The sequence below is a fragment of the Aeromicrobium choanae genome, from assembly GCF_900167475.1.
In the GTDB taxonomy this organism is placed as follows: Bacteria; Actinomycetota; Actinomycetes; order Propionibacteriales; family Nocardioidaceae; genus Aeromicrobium; species Aeromicrobium choanae.
Window position 1 is genome coordinate 1,123,893 of record NZ_LT796768.1, and the last position, 15,407, is coordinate 1,139,299.

At 70.3% G+C, this 15,407-nt stretch carries 13 protein-coding genes; 4 read left to right on the forward strand and 9 right to left on the reverse strand.

Going from position 1 to position 15,407, the window contains the following annotated elements; all coding sequences use genetic code 11:
- Positions 1–160 precede the first annotated feature (160 nt).
- The 4 genes from B5D60_RS05545 to B5D60_RS05560 form a co-directional block, all read right to left on the reverse strand.
- Positions 161–979 carry a VOC family protein gene (locus B5D60_RS05545; protein ID WP_153302882.1) on the reverse strand — a complete coding sequence of 273 codons (819 nt, stop codon included), beginning with the start codon at positions 977–979 and terminating at the stop codon, positions 161–163.
- Between the two features lie 202 nt (positions 980–1,181).
- Positions 1,182–3,686, reverse strand: a complete 2,505-nt coding sequence (locus B5D60_RS05550; protein WP_078699224.1) for an ATP-dependent Clp protease ATP-binding subunit — start codon at positions 3,684–3,686, stop codon at positions 1,182–1,184.
- A gap of 132 nt (positions 3,687–3,818) precedes the next feature.
- Complete coding sequence (locus B5D60_RS05555; protein ID WP_078699225.1) at positions 3,819–5,309, reverse strand: MFS transporter; 1,491 nt, start codon at positions 5,307–5,309, stop codon at positions 3,819–3,821.
- A 64-nt stretch (positions 5,310–5,373) separates the two neighbouring features.
- Entirely contained in the window at positions 5,374–6,270 is an 897-nt protein-coding gene (locus B5D60_RS05560) for an ABC transporter substrate-binding protein (RefSeq protein ID WP_078699226.1), read from the reverse strand.
- A gap of 186 nt (positions 6,271–6,456) precedes the next feature.
- Between B5D60_RS05560 and B5D60_RS05565 the strand changes: the two genes are divergently transcribed.
- The 4 genes from B5D60_RS05565 (at position 6,457) to B5D60_RS05580 (ending at position 11,639) form a co-directional block, all read left to right on the forward strand.
- Entirely contained in the window at positions 6,457–8,043 is a 1,587-nt protein-coding gene (locus B5D60_RS05565) for an ABC transporter substrate-binding protein (protein WP_172806260.1), read from the forward strand.
- A gap of 61 nt (positions 8,044–8,104) precedes the next feature.
- Positions 8,105–9,136: an ABC transporter permease gene (locus B5D60_RS05570; protein WP_078699228.1), complete on the forward strand. Its 1,032-nt coding sequence runs from the start codon at positions 8,105–8,107 to the stop codon at positions 9,134–9,136.
- The gene (locus B5D60_RS05575; protein ID WP_078699229.1) at positions 9,133–10,023 is read left to right on the forward strand and encodes an ABC transporter permease; all 891 of its coding nucleotides are present in this window, start codon (positions 9,133–9,135) and stop codon (positions 10,021–10,023) included. Before B5D60_RS05570 ends, B5D60_RS05575 begins: the two co-directional genes overlap by 4 nt.
- Positions 10,020–11,639: a dipeptide ABC transporter ATP-binding protein gene (locus tag B5D60_RS05580; protein WP_078699230.1), complete on the forward strand. Its 1,620-nt coding sequence runs from the start codon at positions 10,020–10,022 to the stop codon at positions 11,637–11,639. The genes B5D60_RS05575 and B5D60_RS05580 overlap by 4 nt, the downstream gene beginning before the upstream one ends.
- On the opposite strand, the gene B5D60_RS05585 is transcribed toward B5D60_RS05580, so the two are convergent.
- From B5D60_RS05585 to B5D60_RS05605, 5 genes are all read right to left on the reverse strand, one after another.
- A complete protein-coding gene (locus tag B5D60_RS05585) occupies positions 11,612–12,706 on the reverse strand; it encodes an LLM class flavin-dependent oxidoreductase (RefSeq protein ID WP_172806261.1) in 1,095 nt (364 codons plus the stop codon). The genes B5D60_RS05580 and B5D60_RS05585 overlap by 28 nt on opposite strands.
- 79 nt (positions 12,707–12,785) lie before the next feature.
- Positions 12,786–13,229: an OsmC family protein gene (locus B5D60_RS05590; RefSeq protein WP_078699232.1), complete on the reverse strand. Its 444-nt coding sequence runs from the start codon at positions 13,227–13,229 to the stop codon at positions 12,786–12,788.
- 93 nt (positions 13,230–13,322) lie between these two features.
- Positions 13,323–13,655 (reverse strand): transposase, encoded by a 333-nt coding sequence (locus tag B5D60_RS05595; protein WP_078699233.1) that lies wholly within the window; start codon positions 13,653–13,655, stop codon positions 13,323–13,325.
- 61 nt (positions 13,656–13,716) lie between these two features.
- Positions 13,717–14,316, reverse strand: a complete 600-nt coding sequence (locus tag B5D60_RS05600) for a nitroreductase family protein (protein ID WP_078699234.1) — start codon at positions 14,314–14,316, stop codon at positions 13,717–13,719.
- 76 nt (positions 14,317–14,392) lie between these two features.
- Positions 14,393–15,385 (reverse strand): HEAT repeat domain-containing protein, encoded by a 993-nt coding sequence (locus B5D60_RS05605; protein ID WP_078699235.1) that lies wholly within the window; start codon positions 15,383–15,385, stop codon positions 14,393–14,395.
- Between the last annotated feature and the right edge of the window lie 22 nt (positions 15,386–15,407).

The following is a 15,407-nucleotide window of genomic DNA, read 5'->3' on the forward strand; positions in this document are numbered from 1 at the left end:
TCCTCGGACGCGTACGCCTCCAACAGGACGCAGTCGACGTACGCACCCGCTGCAGGTCGTGGCGCAGCCAGCCCTCGCCCTCGGGGAACGCGTCGCGAGCCTCCGCGAACGGCTCGTTGGTGCCCGGGTCTGTCCGCGAAGCCGACCGAGGCGTTGATCGTCATCGGGCCGACGACGTGGCGGCGCGGGGCACGATCACGAACTGCACGCCGCAGAACTCGAACTCCGCGTCCGTGACCTCGTGGCCGGCGGAGCGCGCACGCTCGAGGACCTGCTCCGGTTCCGACGCCTCGATGAACACCCGCGTGAAGGCGTTGGTCGACCCGGCCACGAAGCGGTCGACGGCCCCGCCATCGAGCTTGATGACCGCCTCACCGCTGTCGCTCTCGACCGGCTTGTCCATGAGGGTCGCCCACGTCGTCGCCATCGCGGCCGGATCGGTGCTGGTGCACTCCGCCGCGACGATCTGCGGCAGGTCGTCGCCCTGCACCTCCTCCTGCCAGCGGATCCCGGCCGGGGCGTAGGCGCCGAAGTAGTCCTCGTTGCCGTCGGTCTGGTTGAACTCCATGAGTGTTCCGCCGACGGAGCGAGGATCGAGTTGCATGTGCCGGAACGAGTCATGGCCGTAGTCGGCCTGGTTGTTCTCGGCCCCACGCAGTTCCGGCGTGCTCTCGAAGGCGACCCGCACTCCCTGCGCGTCGACCCGCTCGCGGATCTTCTCGTACTCGTCGGTGTCGTGGATGACCATGTAGCCGCCGCCACCGGGGTGCTTCGCCAGGAAGCGGGTCGCCGTGGTGCCGTCCTTCAGCGGCGCGATGAACTCGACGAAGGTCCCGCCGAAGCCCAGGAGGGCGTTCTCCAGGCCGAACTCGATGATCAGCGGGTCACGGTAGGCGATGTCGACGCCGAAGATCTCGGCGAGCTCGTCGGCGTCCGTGATCTGGGGTGAGGCGATGCACACTTGCCGCAGTCGAATCATGGTCGAATCCTTGTCGCTCGGGGCTGGGTCGGTGGCGGGGGCTCAGGAGCCGGTGAAGCGTGGCTCCCGGCGTCAGGTTCGCCGCTTAGCTGAAGCTCTGCTTCAGTCTGGCCAAGGCGCGTGGCGCCTTCCTGGGCAGCGCCGTCGCGAGGACGCACGAAGGGCCCGGGTCGATGACCCGGGCCCTGCGTGGTGGTGGTGCTCAGTCGTCGCTGCTGGCACCGGCCTCGACGGCCGGCGGAACCTCGGGCAGCTCGAGATCGGCCTTCGACGTGCCGGTGAAGGTGAACTCACCGTCCACGACGTCGACCACGACGATCTGGCCGGCGTGGAGCTCGCCGTAGAGCAGCTTCTCGGCCAGGACGTCCTCGACCTCACGCTGCACCGTGCGACGCAGCGGCCGCGCACCGAGCACGGGATCGAAGCCGTCGGCCGACAGCTTGATCTTCGCCGCGGTGGTGAGCTCGATGTCGATGTCCTTCTCGGCCAGGCGGGCCTCCAAGGAGCCAACCATCATGTCGACCATCCGCAGGATCTCCTCCTGCGTCAGCGGCGGGAACACGATGATCTCGTCGACGCGGTTCAGGAACTCCGGGCGGAAGTGCTGCTTGAGCTCCGTCCCGACGCGCTCCTTCATCTTCTCGTAGGTCCCCGCGACGTCGCCGGCCTGGGAGAAGCCCAGGTTGACGCCCTTGGAGATCTCACGCGCACCGAGGTTGGTGGTCATGATGATCACGGCGTTCTTGAAGTTGACGACGCGACCCTGACCGTCGGTGAGGTGACCCTCCTCGAGGATCTGCAGGAGCGAGTTGAAGATGTCCGGGTGGGCCTTCTCGATCTCGTCGAACAGGACCACGCTGAACGGCTTGCGCCGCACCTTCTCGGTGAGCTGGCCACCCTCCTCGTACCCGACGTAGCCCGGAGGCGAGCCGAACAGGCGCGAGACGGTGTGCTTCTCGCTGTACTCGCTCATGTCGAGCTGGATCAGCGCCTCGTCGTCGCCGAACAGGAAGTTCGCCAGCGCCTTGGACAGCCACGTCTTGCCGACGCCCGAGGGTCCGGCGAAGATGAACGATCCACCGGGACGACGGGGATCCTTCAGGCCGGCACGGCCGCGGCGGATCGCCCGGGACAGCGCCTTGATGGCCTCGTCCTGGCCGATGACGCGCTTGTGCAGCTCGTCCTCCATGTGCAGGAGCCGGCTGGACTCCTCCTCGCTGAGCTGGCCGACCGGGATGCCGGTCGCCTTGGCCAGGACCTCGGCGATGAGGTGCTCGTCGACGACCGCGACCTGGTCGAGGTCGCCGGCCTTCCAGGCGCGCTCACGCTCGTGCTTGGCGGCGATGAGCTTCTTCTCCTCGTCGCGAAGGCTCGCGGCGAGCTCGAAGTCCTGGGCGTCGATCGCGCCCTCCTTGCGGCGGCGGACGTCGGCGATCTGCTCGTCGAACTCCTTGAACTCCGGCGGCGCGGCGGCGCGACGGATGCGCAGGCGCGCACCGGCCTCGTCGATCAGGTCGATCGCCTTGTCCGGCAGGAACCGGTCGCTGACGTAGCGGTCGGCCATCGTGGCGGCGGCCACCAGGGCGTCGTCGGTGATCGAGACGCGGTGGTGCGCCTCGTACCGGTCGCGGAGCCCCTTGAGGATCTCGACCGAGTCGGCGACGGACGGCTCGTTGACGAGCACCGGCTGGAAGCGACGGTTGAGCGCCGCGTCCTTCTCGAAGTGCTTGCGGTACTCGTCGAGCGTCGTGGCGCCGATGGTCTGCAGCTCGCCGCGGGCCAGCATCGGCTTGAGGATGCTGGCGGCGTCGATCGCGCCCTCGGCGGCACCCGCACCCACCAGGGTGTGGATCTCGTCGATGAACAAGATGATGTCGCCGCGCGTGCGGATCTCCTTGAGGACCTTCTTGAGCCGCTCCTCGAAGTCGCCGCGGTAGCGCGAGCCGGCCACGAGCGCGCCGAGGTCGAGCGTGTAGATCTGCTTGTCCTTGAGCGTCTCGGGCACGTCGCCGCGCACGATGTCCTGGGCCAGCGACTCGACGACGGCGGTCTTGCCGACGCCCGGCTCGCCCACGAGGACAGGGTTGTTCTTCGTGCGGCGGCTCAGCGTCTGCATGACGCGCTCGGCCTCGTCGGCCCGGCCGATGACCGGGTCGAGCTTGCCCTCACGGGCGGCCTGCGTCAGGTTGCGGCCGAACTGGTCCAGCACGGCGCTGGACGCGGCGGCCGGAGCCTCGGTGCCGGCGCCCGTGGTCTCGGACTCCTTGCCCTGGAAGCCGCTGACCAACTGGATGACCTGCTGGCGGACGCGGTTGAGATCGGCGCCCAGCTTCACGAGGACCTGGGCGGCGACGCCCTCGCCCTCGCGGATCAGGCCGAGCAGGATGTGCTCGGTGCCGATGTAGGTGTGTCCCAGCTGCAGCGCCTCGCGCAGGCTCAGCTCGAGCACCTTCTTGGCGCGCGGGGTGAACGGGATGTGCCCGCTGGGTGCCTGCTGGCCCTGGCCGATGATGTCCTCGACCTGGCCGCGGACGGCTTCGAGCGAGATGTCAAGGCTTTCCAGCGCCTTCGCGGCGACGCCCTCACCCTCGTGGATGAGGCCCAGCAGGATGTGTTCGGTGCCGATGTAGTTGTGGCTGAGCATGCGCGCTTCCTCCTGCGCAAGCACCACGACTCGTCGGGCCCGGTCGGTGAATCTTTCGAACATGTCGGTCCCCTCTGCTGGACTGGTCTTTTCAGCATAGACGGGTCTCGGTGACCCGACTCGCCCTGTCCAGTTGCTTAACTCAACCGTCATCCACCGGCGGGGCTTCCACTGTTCGCTGTGGGCAGAACCCGATCACGTGCGGCCGGCTCCCACGGGCAGCAGCTCGCGCACCTGACGGCGCCGATCCGCCACCACCACGGCCAGGGCCAGGAGCAGGAAGAAGACCGCCACGGCCATCGTCCGGTCGGTCGACGACAGGTGCAGCGCGGCGGGCGCGGACGCGAGTGTCTCCCCCGCACCGTAGATCAAGGAGTAGTACGCGACCGAAGCCGCCGCGACGCCCAGGCTGTTGGCCACTCGCTGGCCGAGCTGACCGATCGAGCTGGCCGCACTGCCCTGCCCGGTGGGCACGTCGTGGAGCGTCATCGTGTGGTTGGGCGAGACCACGAGCCCGCCGCCGAGCCCGGAGACCAGCTGCAGCAGGGCGATGCCGACGAGGAGCACCGGATCCGACGGGGCAGAGTGGAGCAGCACCAGCGTGCCCAGGATCGTCGCCAGCACGAGGGTCATGCCCACGCCCGACAGGACCCGCCCCCACCGGTCCACCAGCCTTCCGCCGAGATAGGCGCCCAGGATCGAGGTGGCGGACGACGGCAGCAGGATCAGGCCCGTGACGAGCGGCGAGAGCCCTCGGGCCTCCTGCAGGTAGATGATCAGGCCGAGGTTGACGGCCGGCCCGCTCGCGAACCAGGTCAGCGAGACCAGCACTCCGTGGCGGAAGGAGGTGATGCGCAGCAGGGACGGGTCGATCACGCTCGAGCGGCCGGCCGCCACGCGACCACGACTCCGGCGCACGAACGCCCAGGCCGCCAGGCCGGCCGGAAGGAGCACCCACCAGCGGGCGCCCACGTCCCCGGGCCTGCCGGTCGTGAGGATGAAGGGCGTCAGCACGAGGACCAGCGCGGCGGCACCGAGGAGCAGCCCGACGACGTCGACGTCGGGCCGGCGCCCGCCGCCGGACTGCGCGCGGCCCACGGCGGGCAGCAGACGGTGGGCGGCCACCAGCAGCGCCACCGTCACGGGCAGGTTCATCACGAAGACGCCCCGCCAGCCCAGCACCGGCAGCGAGATCAGCAGCCCGCCCACGCTCGGCCCCAAGGCGGTCGACAGGCTCACGCAGATGCCATAGGTCCCGAACGCCTTGCCGCGTTCGTGAGGGGCGTAGAGCTGCTGGACGATGCCCATCATCTGCGGCATCAGCAGTCCGGCGGCCACCCCGAGCGCGGCCCGGCCGACGACGAGGGTCGCCACGCCCGGGGCGACGGCGCACACGATGCTCGCGACGAGCGACAGCCACAGGCCGGCATAGGTCAGCGCGAGCCGCCGGCCCTGGTCGCCGATGCGGCCCGCGGGCACGAGGGTGACGGCGAAGCACACGACGTAGGCGGCGGAGACCAGCTGGATCCCGGTGGGACCGGCGTCCAGCGCTCGCTCGATGGAAGGGATCGCGATCGTGACCTTGTGCAGGTCCAGCAGCAGCATGCCCGCCGTGACACCGCACAGCACGAGGACCGCCGCCCGGTTGGCGACGGTCGCGGAGTCGGTCTCGGCGGCGCTGGTCATGGGCTCGACGCGACGACGGCGGCGCGGCCCCCCGGGCCGCGCCGCCACCGTCGCACCAGAGGGCTCACGCGCCCTGGAGGAGCTTCGTGTTGTCGACCAGCTGGACGAACTGGTTCTCGGAGTCGATGAGCCCCCAGCTGGCGATCCAGTCGAGCGTCCGGTTGAAGTGGTCCTCCGGGTACGGCCCGGCGTGGATGTAGCGCAGCCGACCCCGCGAGAAGTCCTCGGGCTCGAGCTCGGCGACCTTCGAGGCCTGCGCGATGAAGTACTTCAGGTAGGGCCGGATGTCCTCGCGGATGTCGTCGACCGCACGGTTGACCGCACGGTTGATGCGCGTGAACTCGTCCTCGGCGAGGCTCTCGCCCGCGATCTCCGCGCCGAAGTAGTGGCCCTCGGCCAAGATCTTGTAGCCCTGCTTCTCCGCGACCGTGATCCACGGCTCCATCACCGCGACCGCGTCGATGTCGCCGTCGCGCAGCGCCTCGAACCGCTCCTTGCCCTTGATGCCGACGAGGTTGATGTCCGTGCGCGGCAGGAAGCCCTCGAGCAGCTGGAGGACGAGGTAGTGCGACCCGTGGTGGAAGTTGACGCCCACCCGCACCCCCGCGAGGTCGCCGGGCACGTCGTACGGCGCGTCCGGGCGGACGATGATGGCCTGGCTCGCGACGGCCGCGCGGCGGGCCACGACCTTGCCGTTGACCTGGCTGTCCTGCGACCGGCGCAGCTGGCCCCACTCGCAGGCGTTGTAGAGCTGGGACTGACCGGCCTCGAAGAGCTTGAAGCTGCTGAACGAGGAGACGCTCTCGGGCCGCTCGATGAATCGCAGCTCGGTCTCGTCGTTCGGCCGGTTGCGGATCAGCTCGACGTCGAGGCCCTCGGCCTCGAAGTAGCCCTTCTCCTCGGCGACGTAGTAGGGCAAGTAGAAGACGGCGCTGGTCGCCTCGATCTTGATCTTGGACATGGCGTTCCTTGGGGTTGGTCTAGCAGTGACTCGTAGAAGTACAGGTGCGAGGCTAGTTTTTTTTATCGTCCGCTCGTAGAAGTTTCATATAGTGAGATGTTGTTTCACCTGTCGCTCTTCGCTCTAGCGTTTCGGTCTGCAGGCGTCGCCGACGACGACGCGAACCCCCCAGAGAGCGAGCTCACGATGAAGCGCCATCCCCGAAGCCAAGGAAGGGTCCTGGCGGCAGTCCTGGCCTCCGCCGCCCTGTTGCTCACCGCCTGCGGTGGCGACGACACCGGATCGTCGGGGTCGTCCACTCCCGTCGAAGGCGGCGTCCTGAAGTACCGGTCGACCAACGTCCAGGGGACCGACCCCGCCGCGAACACCGGCTACGGCCCCGTGGTCCCCCTGCGCGGGATCGTCGACTCCCTGGTCTTCAACAAGGCCGACGGAACGTTCGAGCCGTGGCTCGCGACGGAGTGGACGGTCAACGACAACGCGACGCGCTACGAGTTCTCCCTGCGAGACGACGTGACGTTCAGCAACGGCGAGAAGCTCGATGCGGCAGCGGTCAAGCTGAACTTCGACGCGCTGCGCTCCCAGGGCGCCAAGTACGCGGTCGCGAACCAGTGGATCGGCGACCTGTCCTCGATCGAGGCACCGGACCCCACCACCGTGGTGTTCGAGTTCGGCTCGCCGAACTCCTCGTTCCTCCAGGCCGTGTCCTCGACCCCGCTGGGCATCGTCGCGCCGGAGACGTCGAAGCTCTCGTTCGACGAGCGCCAGGAGGGCGACACGATCATCGGCTCGGGCGCGTTCGCGATCTCCGAGAGCCGCGGCGAGGAGGGCTACGTCCTGGAGCGTCGTGAGGACTACGCCTGGCCGCCGGCCGGCGCGGAGAACCAGGGCCCGGCACGCCTCGCGGGCATCGAGGTGTTCACGACCCCCGACAACAGCATCGCCGCCGCGGAGCTGCGCGCCGGCAACCTGGACCTGCTGCACAACACGGAACCGGCCGACAAGACCGAGTTCTCCACGAACGAGGACATCACGATCCGCCGGGAGCCCCTGCCCGGCTCGGCGCTGGGGTTCGTGACCAACGTCGACGTTCCCGGGCTCGACGAGCTGGACGTGCGCAAGGCGTTGGCCCTCGCGGTCGACCGCGAGGCGGTGCTCGAGCGCGCCTCCGCGATCGACATCGCGCCGACCAGCGCCTATGCCGCCAGCAACCCGTTCTGGTCGGACCAGTCCGACCTGATCAAGAGCGACCTCGACGAGGCCAAGCGGCTGCTCGACGCCGCCGGCTGGAAGCCCGGCCCCGACGGCGTGCGGGAGAAGGACGGTGACCGCCTCTCGTTCGACCTGGTCTACGGCGCCTCCACCGTCTCGCACGAGCCGAACATCGCCGTGGTCCAGGCGCAGTGGAAGGACCTGGGCGTCGAGCTCAAGTTCAGCAGCCTGACGCCGGCCGAGCTGAACCAGCGGCTGCAGTCCGGCGACTACGCGTTCAGCTGGGGCTCGGGCACGCGGCCCGACGCCGACGTCCTCCGGGGTGGATACGGCGGCCTGGACGACGAGCTCGACGCGACCTTCGAGCAGATCCTGGCCGAGCCGGAGGTCGAACCGCGCAAGAAGCTCGCCACCGAGGCGGCGCGCAGGATCCTCGAGCAGTCGTACTACATCCCGCTGTACGACTTCATCCAGCCGCTCGCCTACCGCAACACCACTCACCTGCCGACGTTCGAGGCCACGCACCTGCCGTGGCTGGGCGACGTCTGGCTCGACAAGTGACCGGTCCGGGGGTGGCGCGTCCTGCGCCGCCCCCGGACGCACCCCTCAGGAGGCAGGACCCATGGCCGTAGCCGAACCCCTCGCACCCACGAGGCCCTCGCGCACGGCGGGCGCGCGCGTCGTCGCCCGCCTCGTCGCGGCGAAGGCCACCCACGCGGTGGCCGTCGTGTACGCGGCGTACACCCTCGCGTTCCTCCTGCTGTTCGTGCTTCCCGGCGACGCGGTGCTCGCAAGGATCGGGACGACCGACACCCTCGGCCAGGCGGACATCTCCGATCTCAACCTCGACCTGCTCCGGGACGAGGTCGGCCTCAGCGACAGCCTGTCCACTCAGTACTGGAACGGCATCGTCGGGCTCTTGCACGGGGACCTCGGGAACTCGCTGGTCAACGACCGTCCGGTCACCGACCTGCTCGCCGAGGCGCTGCCCAACACCCTCGCCCTCGCCGGGCTGTCACTGCTGCTGTCCGTGCCGCTGGGCTTCCTGCTCGCGGTGCTCGCGGTCAACCCGCGGTCGCGAGCCGTGCGCTCCTTCGCGGCGCTGCTCCCCTCGGCCTACGTGAGCCTGCCGGTGTTCTGGATCGGCATCCTGTTCATCTACGTCTTCTCCATCACGCTCGGCTGGTTCCCCAGCGGCGGCAGCCAGAGCCTGTCCGCCCTGGTCCTGCCCACGACGGTGCTTGCGCTGCTCGGGGCCGCGCAGTTCGCCCAGGTCCTGATCAGCAGCCTGCGAACCGAGATCGCCACGACGTACGCCGCGGTCACCGCACCGGCGAAGGGCGCAGGTCGCTTCCACACGCTGTGGCGCCACTGCCTGCGCAATGCGGCATTCCCCTTCCTGGCGATCTTCGGCCTGCGGGTCGGCGGCCTGCTCGGCGGGACCGTCGTGATCGAGGTCGTGTTCTCCAGGATCGGCATCGGCCGCCTGATGGTCGACTCGGTCAAGGCCGTCGACCTCACGGTGGTCCTGGGCCTGGTCGTGGTGCTGGCCCTGGTCTACGTCGTCATCAACGCACTGGTCGACATCGGCTACGTCCTGCTCGACCCCCGCCTGCGCCGCCGCGCCGCCGTCCACCAGGAGATCTCCTCATGACCCAGACCCTCACCTCGGAGCCCACCCGGCTCGACACCGGTGCGCCCGACCTCGCTGGCCTCGTCACGGCGGAACCGCCGGCACGGCGCCACCGGTGGCGACTCCGCGAGCTGCACGTGCACCTGCTGCTGCTCGGCGCGCTCGTCGTGATCGCGGTGTTCCCGACCCTCGTGGCGGTCCACGACCCCTTCGAGCTCGAGGGCGTGCCCTTCACAGCACCCGACGGAACCTTCTGGTTCGGCACCGACGAGATCGGCCGGGACCTCTACGCACGGGTCGTCCACGGCCTGCGGATCTCCCTGTTCTCCGCGGCGCTGGCCGTGGTGGTGGCACTCGTCCTGGGCAGCGCGGTGGGCATCGCCTCGGGCCTGCGTCCGGGCGGCTGGCTGGACCGCGTCCTGGGGGTCGGGACGGAGGCCGTCATGGCGGTGCCCTCGGTCCTGCTGGCCCTCGCCGTCATCACCACCTACGGCCGCGGCGCCTACGTGGCCGCGATCGCGATCGGGCTCGGCGAGGCGACCGGCTTCGCTCGACTCGTCCGCGGCGTCGTCATCCAGTCGGGCACGTTCACCTTCGTCGAAGCGGCCCGGACCTACGGCGCGGGGCCGGTCCGCACGATCACGCGGCACATCGTCCCCAACGTGTTCCAGCCCGTGCTGTCGTACACCGCCCTGCACTTCGGACTCGCGATGCTGGCGATCGGGTCACTGAGCTACCTGGGATTCGGGGAGGCGCCACCCTCTCCGGAGTGGGGCGTCCTGATCGCCGGCGGCCAGAAGTACCTCGCCCACGCGTGGTGGGTCGCGATCATCCCCGGCGTCGCGCTGACCGCCGTGGTCGTGCTGCTCAACCGGATCGCCTATCTCCTGCAGGAGGACCACCGATGACCGGCACCGACACGATCCTGGCGATCCGGGACCTGAGCGTGACCTACCGGCGCGACGACGACGTCGACACGGCGCTGGACTCCGTGTCCCTCGACATCCCCCGAGGAGCGGTCACGGCGATCATCGGCGAGTCCGGGTCCGGCAAGAGCACGCTCGCCCATGCGATCGTGCGCCTGCTCCCCCACAACGGATCGGTCAGGTCGGGCGCGATCGCGCTCGAGGGCGAGGACGTGCTGGCCCGCAGCGACAAGGCCTTCCGACCGCTGCGAGGTCGGCAGCTGGGGTTCGTGCCCCAGGATCCGATCGCCTCGCTGAACCCGACCCGCACGATCGGGCACCAGCTGCGTGAGGCGTTCACGCTGGCCAAGTCGGCACTGACCACCGCGCAGGTCGAGGCTCGGATCGCCGAGGACCTGCGCGACGTCGGGTTCGAGCGACCCGAGGAGCTGCTGCGCCGCTACCCCCATGAACTCTCCGGCGGCATGCGGCAGCGCATCCTCGTGGCGATGGCGTTCAGCCAGCGCCCGCAGCTGGTGATCGCCGACGAGCCGACCAGCGCGCTCGACGTCCTGGTCGGGCAGGACGTCCTGCGCAGCATCCACGAGGCGCGCCGGAAGCACGCGAGCACCGTCGTGCTGATCACGCACGACCTCGCGCTCGCGACGCACCACGCCGAGCACGTGATCGTGCTGGAACGAGGGCGCGTCGTGGAGTCGGGCCTGACGGCCGAGGTCTTCGCCGCGCCGCAGCACCGGTACACCCGCGAGCTGCTGGCGAGCTCGGTACGAGTGAAGCAGGGGCGCGTGCTCAGCATCGCCGAGGCGTACCGGCACCGGGCGCGCCGTACGCCGGCAGCCGTCTCACCGGACCCCGCGATCCGCCTGACCACCGTCCGCAAGCGGTTCGGCGACGGGCACCGGGCCACCCAGGCCGTGGACGGCGTCTCGCTTGAGGTGCCGCGCGGATCGACGTTCGCCCTGGTCGGCGAGTCCGGCTCCGGCAAGACGACGACGAGCCGGATGATCCTCGGCCTGGAGCGCCCCGACACCGGCCGGGTCGACGTGCTCGGGCGGGACGTGGGCAGCCTGGACCGCCGGGCGCTGCGCGACCTGCGCCGTGAGGTCCAGATCGTGTACCAGAGCCCCTTCGAGTCGCTGAATCCGCGGCTGAGCGTCGGTGCCATCGTCGCCGAGCCGCTCGATGCCTTCAGGATCGGCACCCGCAGGAGCCGGCGCGAGCGGGCCGCGGAGCTGCTGGACCTGGTGCGGCTCCCGTCCACGTATGCCGACCGGCGGCCGCGGGAGCTGTCGGGCGGACAGCGACAGCGCGTCGCCATCGCCCGTGCCCTGGCACTGCAGCCACGTCTGCTGGTGCTCGACGAGCCCGTGTCGGCGCTCGACGCCACGATCCAGGCGCAGGTGCTCGAGCTGCTCGGCGAGATCCAGCGCGAGTTCGGTCTGACCTACTTCCTGGTGACGCACGACCTGGCGGTGGTCGCCGACGTCGCCGATCGGGTGGCCGTCATGCGGCACGGCCGGCTCGTCGAACAGGGAGCGACGGCCGACGTCGTGCTCGCGCCCGACCACGACTACACCAAGGCGCTGCTCGCGGTCTGACGCGTGCGGGAGGGCTCCGGCAGCCGTTCGGCACCGACGTGCGGCAGGATCTCCGAGAAGATCAGGTCGAAGATCTCGTCACGGTCGTCGAGTCGGTTCGCGGGCAGGGCCGGGATGATGCGCACGTGGCGGGCACCGGCCGCCTCCATCGCCTGGATCTCCTCCACGATCCGCGAGGGGTCGCCGACCAGTGACCCGGAGGCCCGGGCCACCTCCCGTCTGGTCCACTCCGCGCGCCACTCGTCCGCCCCGCCGAGCTTCCCGGGCTGAGGGCCCTCACCGCCCAGCTCGACGTACTCGCTCCACCGGCGCTCGGCCTCCGCCTGGGTCGGTGCCACCACGATCGTCAGCCCGAAGCCGAGCCAGCGCAGGCACTCCTGCGCGATGGCGTCGTCGTGGCCACCGGCCAGCAGGGCGTCCTCGTACAGGGCCAGCTGCTCGCGGTTGTCGCCGTCCTTGGTCAGCCACTGCCCGAGGATCGCCGGAATCCCTTCGGCGCCCAGCCGCTGGATCGTCGCCGGAGTGCGTGTCGCGCGGCCGATCAGCGGCCGCGGGAGCCGGTAGGGCGCGGGGCTGATCCTCCCGGTCACGACGCCGCGGTCGACGCTCGTGCCGACGTCGACGCCGGCAGAGTCACCGTCCCACTCCCAGGCCCGGAACGCCGCCTCGATCCGCTCGGCCGTGACGAGGTTCCGGTCGAGGGACTCGACGCCGAAGGCACCGAGCTCGACCGGGGAGGCCGACCCGGGAGCCAAAGCGACCATCAGGCGGCCGCGCATGAGGTTGTCCAGCAGGTTGGTCTTCTCCACGACCCGCAGCGGGTGGTGCAGCGCCATCTGGACGACCGTGAGCGAGAGGTGGGCCGTGGTCAGCCGTGCGGCGAGGTGCGCGCCCATCATGAACGAGTCGACGTAGGTGTTGTAGCCCGCGAGGTGGTGCTCGGTCAGGCCGATGGAGGCGACGCCGTGGCGTTCCGCCTCGACTGCCGTGTCGGCCAGCTTCGCGATGATCTCGGCATCGTCCTCGGCGCCTCGGCTCTGCGGGCTCAGGTGCAGTGAAACGTACATGGGGTTGTCTTCTCTACGATACGGAGCCGTGAACATACGACACGGATACTAGAAGTTCTAGTATAGACGGTAGAGAGAGTCAGGCCGCGGCGTCCGCGGCGGCGACGGCGCGCATGCGCACGTCCAGCACCGTCTCGACGGCCGGCAGCACGCGGCATCCACGGCGGTACTGCTCCAGCAGGATCTCGGCGGCGGCCGGGTCGAGCTCATCGATCACCACCTCGATCTCCACCCGCCCCACCTTCAGACGGTCCGGCGTGTAGCGCGAGGTGCGGGCACGCACGTGGACGGTGCGGACATCCGCCTCGTCGACGTCGAGCTCCTCAGCCCCGTGCAGGACGTTGAGCAGGTTGGTGACCAGGGCCGAGACGAGGAGGTCCAGCGGCCCGGGCGCCCTGCCGGGACCTCCGGTCGCGACGGAGCCGTCCGCGAGCAGCTGGAAGGACGGGCCGCTGATCGTGAAGCGGCCCGGGATCTCGGTCGTGCAGCCGGTGACCGCACTGATGTAGTCGTAACCGGACATCGATCGCTCCTGCGGGTGGGTGACGATGTTCAGTCTGCGACCGGAACAACCCTCCCTCCCCGTCGTCCCGACATGTGGACGACGGTCGGCGGGTCAGCGCTTGGCGAGTTCGGCCGCGAAGATCGCCGACGCCCGCTTGAGCACCTCGATCTCTTCGTTCGCGGCAGCCAGCTCGGCCTCGAGCTCGGCGATCCGGGCGAGCAGCTGGTCCTTGGGGGCCTGGCGCAGGCGGACGGCGTCGCCGGAGGAGAACATCCCGTCGTCGAGGCGCTTCACCCAGATGCGCAGGGACTGCTCGCCGACCTCGAACTCCTCGGCGACCTCGCGCAGGATTGCCCGGTTGCCCGGCTCGGCCTGTCGGCGCTCGACGACGCGACGCACCGCTGCGTCGCGCACCTCGTCGCTGTACTTCTTCTCGAACGCCATGGACCGCCCTGATCGTCACTGTCGGGCCACAGCCTAGCGAGTCCCTCCCCGCAATCCCGCGTCACGATCGATCGAGCACCACCTGGTCCAGCGGCAGTCGCTCACGCGGGGCGGTGTCACGTTCGACGAACTCCGACTCGAGCGCTTCGACGGGGGTCGCCCGGCCCACGGCCACGAGGATGAACGGAACGAGCGGCGGACGCAGGCCGAACTCACTCGCCGCCAGCTCAGCGTGGAAGCCGCCCATCTGCCGCACCTGCAGCCCGAGATGCTGCGCCTGGATCGACAGGTGGGCGATCGACTGCCCGAGGTCGTACTCACCGAACCGTTGGTTCGAGCCGTCGGCCGCGGTCCGCTCGACGATGCCGAGCACGAGCGCCGAAGAGCGCGGCGCCCACACCTGATTGCGCTCGTTCGCGGTCGACGCCAGCCGTTCGTACAGCCGCGTCCCACGGCGGCCGGCGATGAACCGTCGCGGCTGGCGATTCTGCGCGGACGGGGCCCACCGCGCCGCCTCGAGCAGCGTGGTGAGCTCTTCCTCGGCGACCTGGTGATCGGGCTCGTACGAACGGGGGCTCCAGCGCTCGGCCAGCAGGTCGTGGATCGGCCTGGAGGTCGACGCCCGCCGGTCGGCTCGCTGGGTCTCGGTCGGGGTGGTCATGGCCTCAACCTGCCAAACGACGCGCACGCGTGGCGGCCGTCCCGGGATCCGGACGCTGCCGGTTCCGCGCCTCCTCTCACCGCATGAGGGCCTCGCGGGCCGGAGGAGTCGCCGCCCGCGCCGCTCCCGTGGCCGGCTTGCCCACGAGGGCCGACTCGATCGTGAGGGTGCCCGACGCGGTCCGCTCGCCCATCACCTTCACGGGGTTGGCGTAGGGCGCCACCGAGCCGCTGACCGAGAACCGGGCGCGGTCGTCGGCCACCTCGACGCGACCCACGTGGACCACGCGGCCGCTCGGTCGCACGAGCCACAGGTACGGGCGCCGGCCGCCGGTGGCGTCGCGGTCGTCGCTGAGCACGTAGCAGTCCAGCGAGTACCGCTCGGAGCACACGCGCTCGCGCACCATCACGCCGAGCATCTGCGGCACCGACAGGTCGACCTCGCCGACGTCATCCGCGAGGGCCACGGCTCCCGCCGCCCCCGAGCACGTGAACATCAGCAGCTCACGCGGTGCGAACGACAGGGCCGGGACCTCGGCGCGCACGGCGGCCAGGACGGTCGCCCTCGTCACCTTGGCCCGGCCGCCGAAGGCGATCTCCTCGCCCCGGCGCCGTCCGAACTCCGTGACCTCGGCCGTGGCCGGCACGAGCAGCTCGGGGTGGTGGTTGCGGTAGCCGATCAGCAGGCGCGCCGTCAGCACCGCGCGCCCGGCCGGCGTGGCCTCGGGCGGCTGCGACCGCGCGAGCTCGGGGAGCACCGACGCGTCGCCCACGCGGGCGAGCGACTGCGCGGCACGGCGCACGACGGTGGGATCGGCGTCGGCGAGAGCCCGGGTCAGGGCAGCCGCCGCATCGCGATCCTGGCTGCGGCCCAGGGTGACCGCCGCGAGCGACCTCACCCGCGGCTCGGCGTGTGCGGTCAGCAGCTCGACGGCCACGGGGGTGGCGCGAGCGGGGTCGCGCCGCACGAGGGCGACGAGCGACTCCTTGGCGATGTCGCCGCGCGAGCGGTGTGCGAGCTCGACGAGCTCATCGTCGTCGCGCTGCTCGAAGGGGGTGGTGTCAGGCATGATGCGTCCTTTCGCGTGCGGG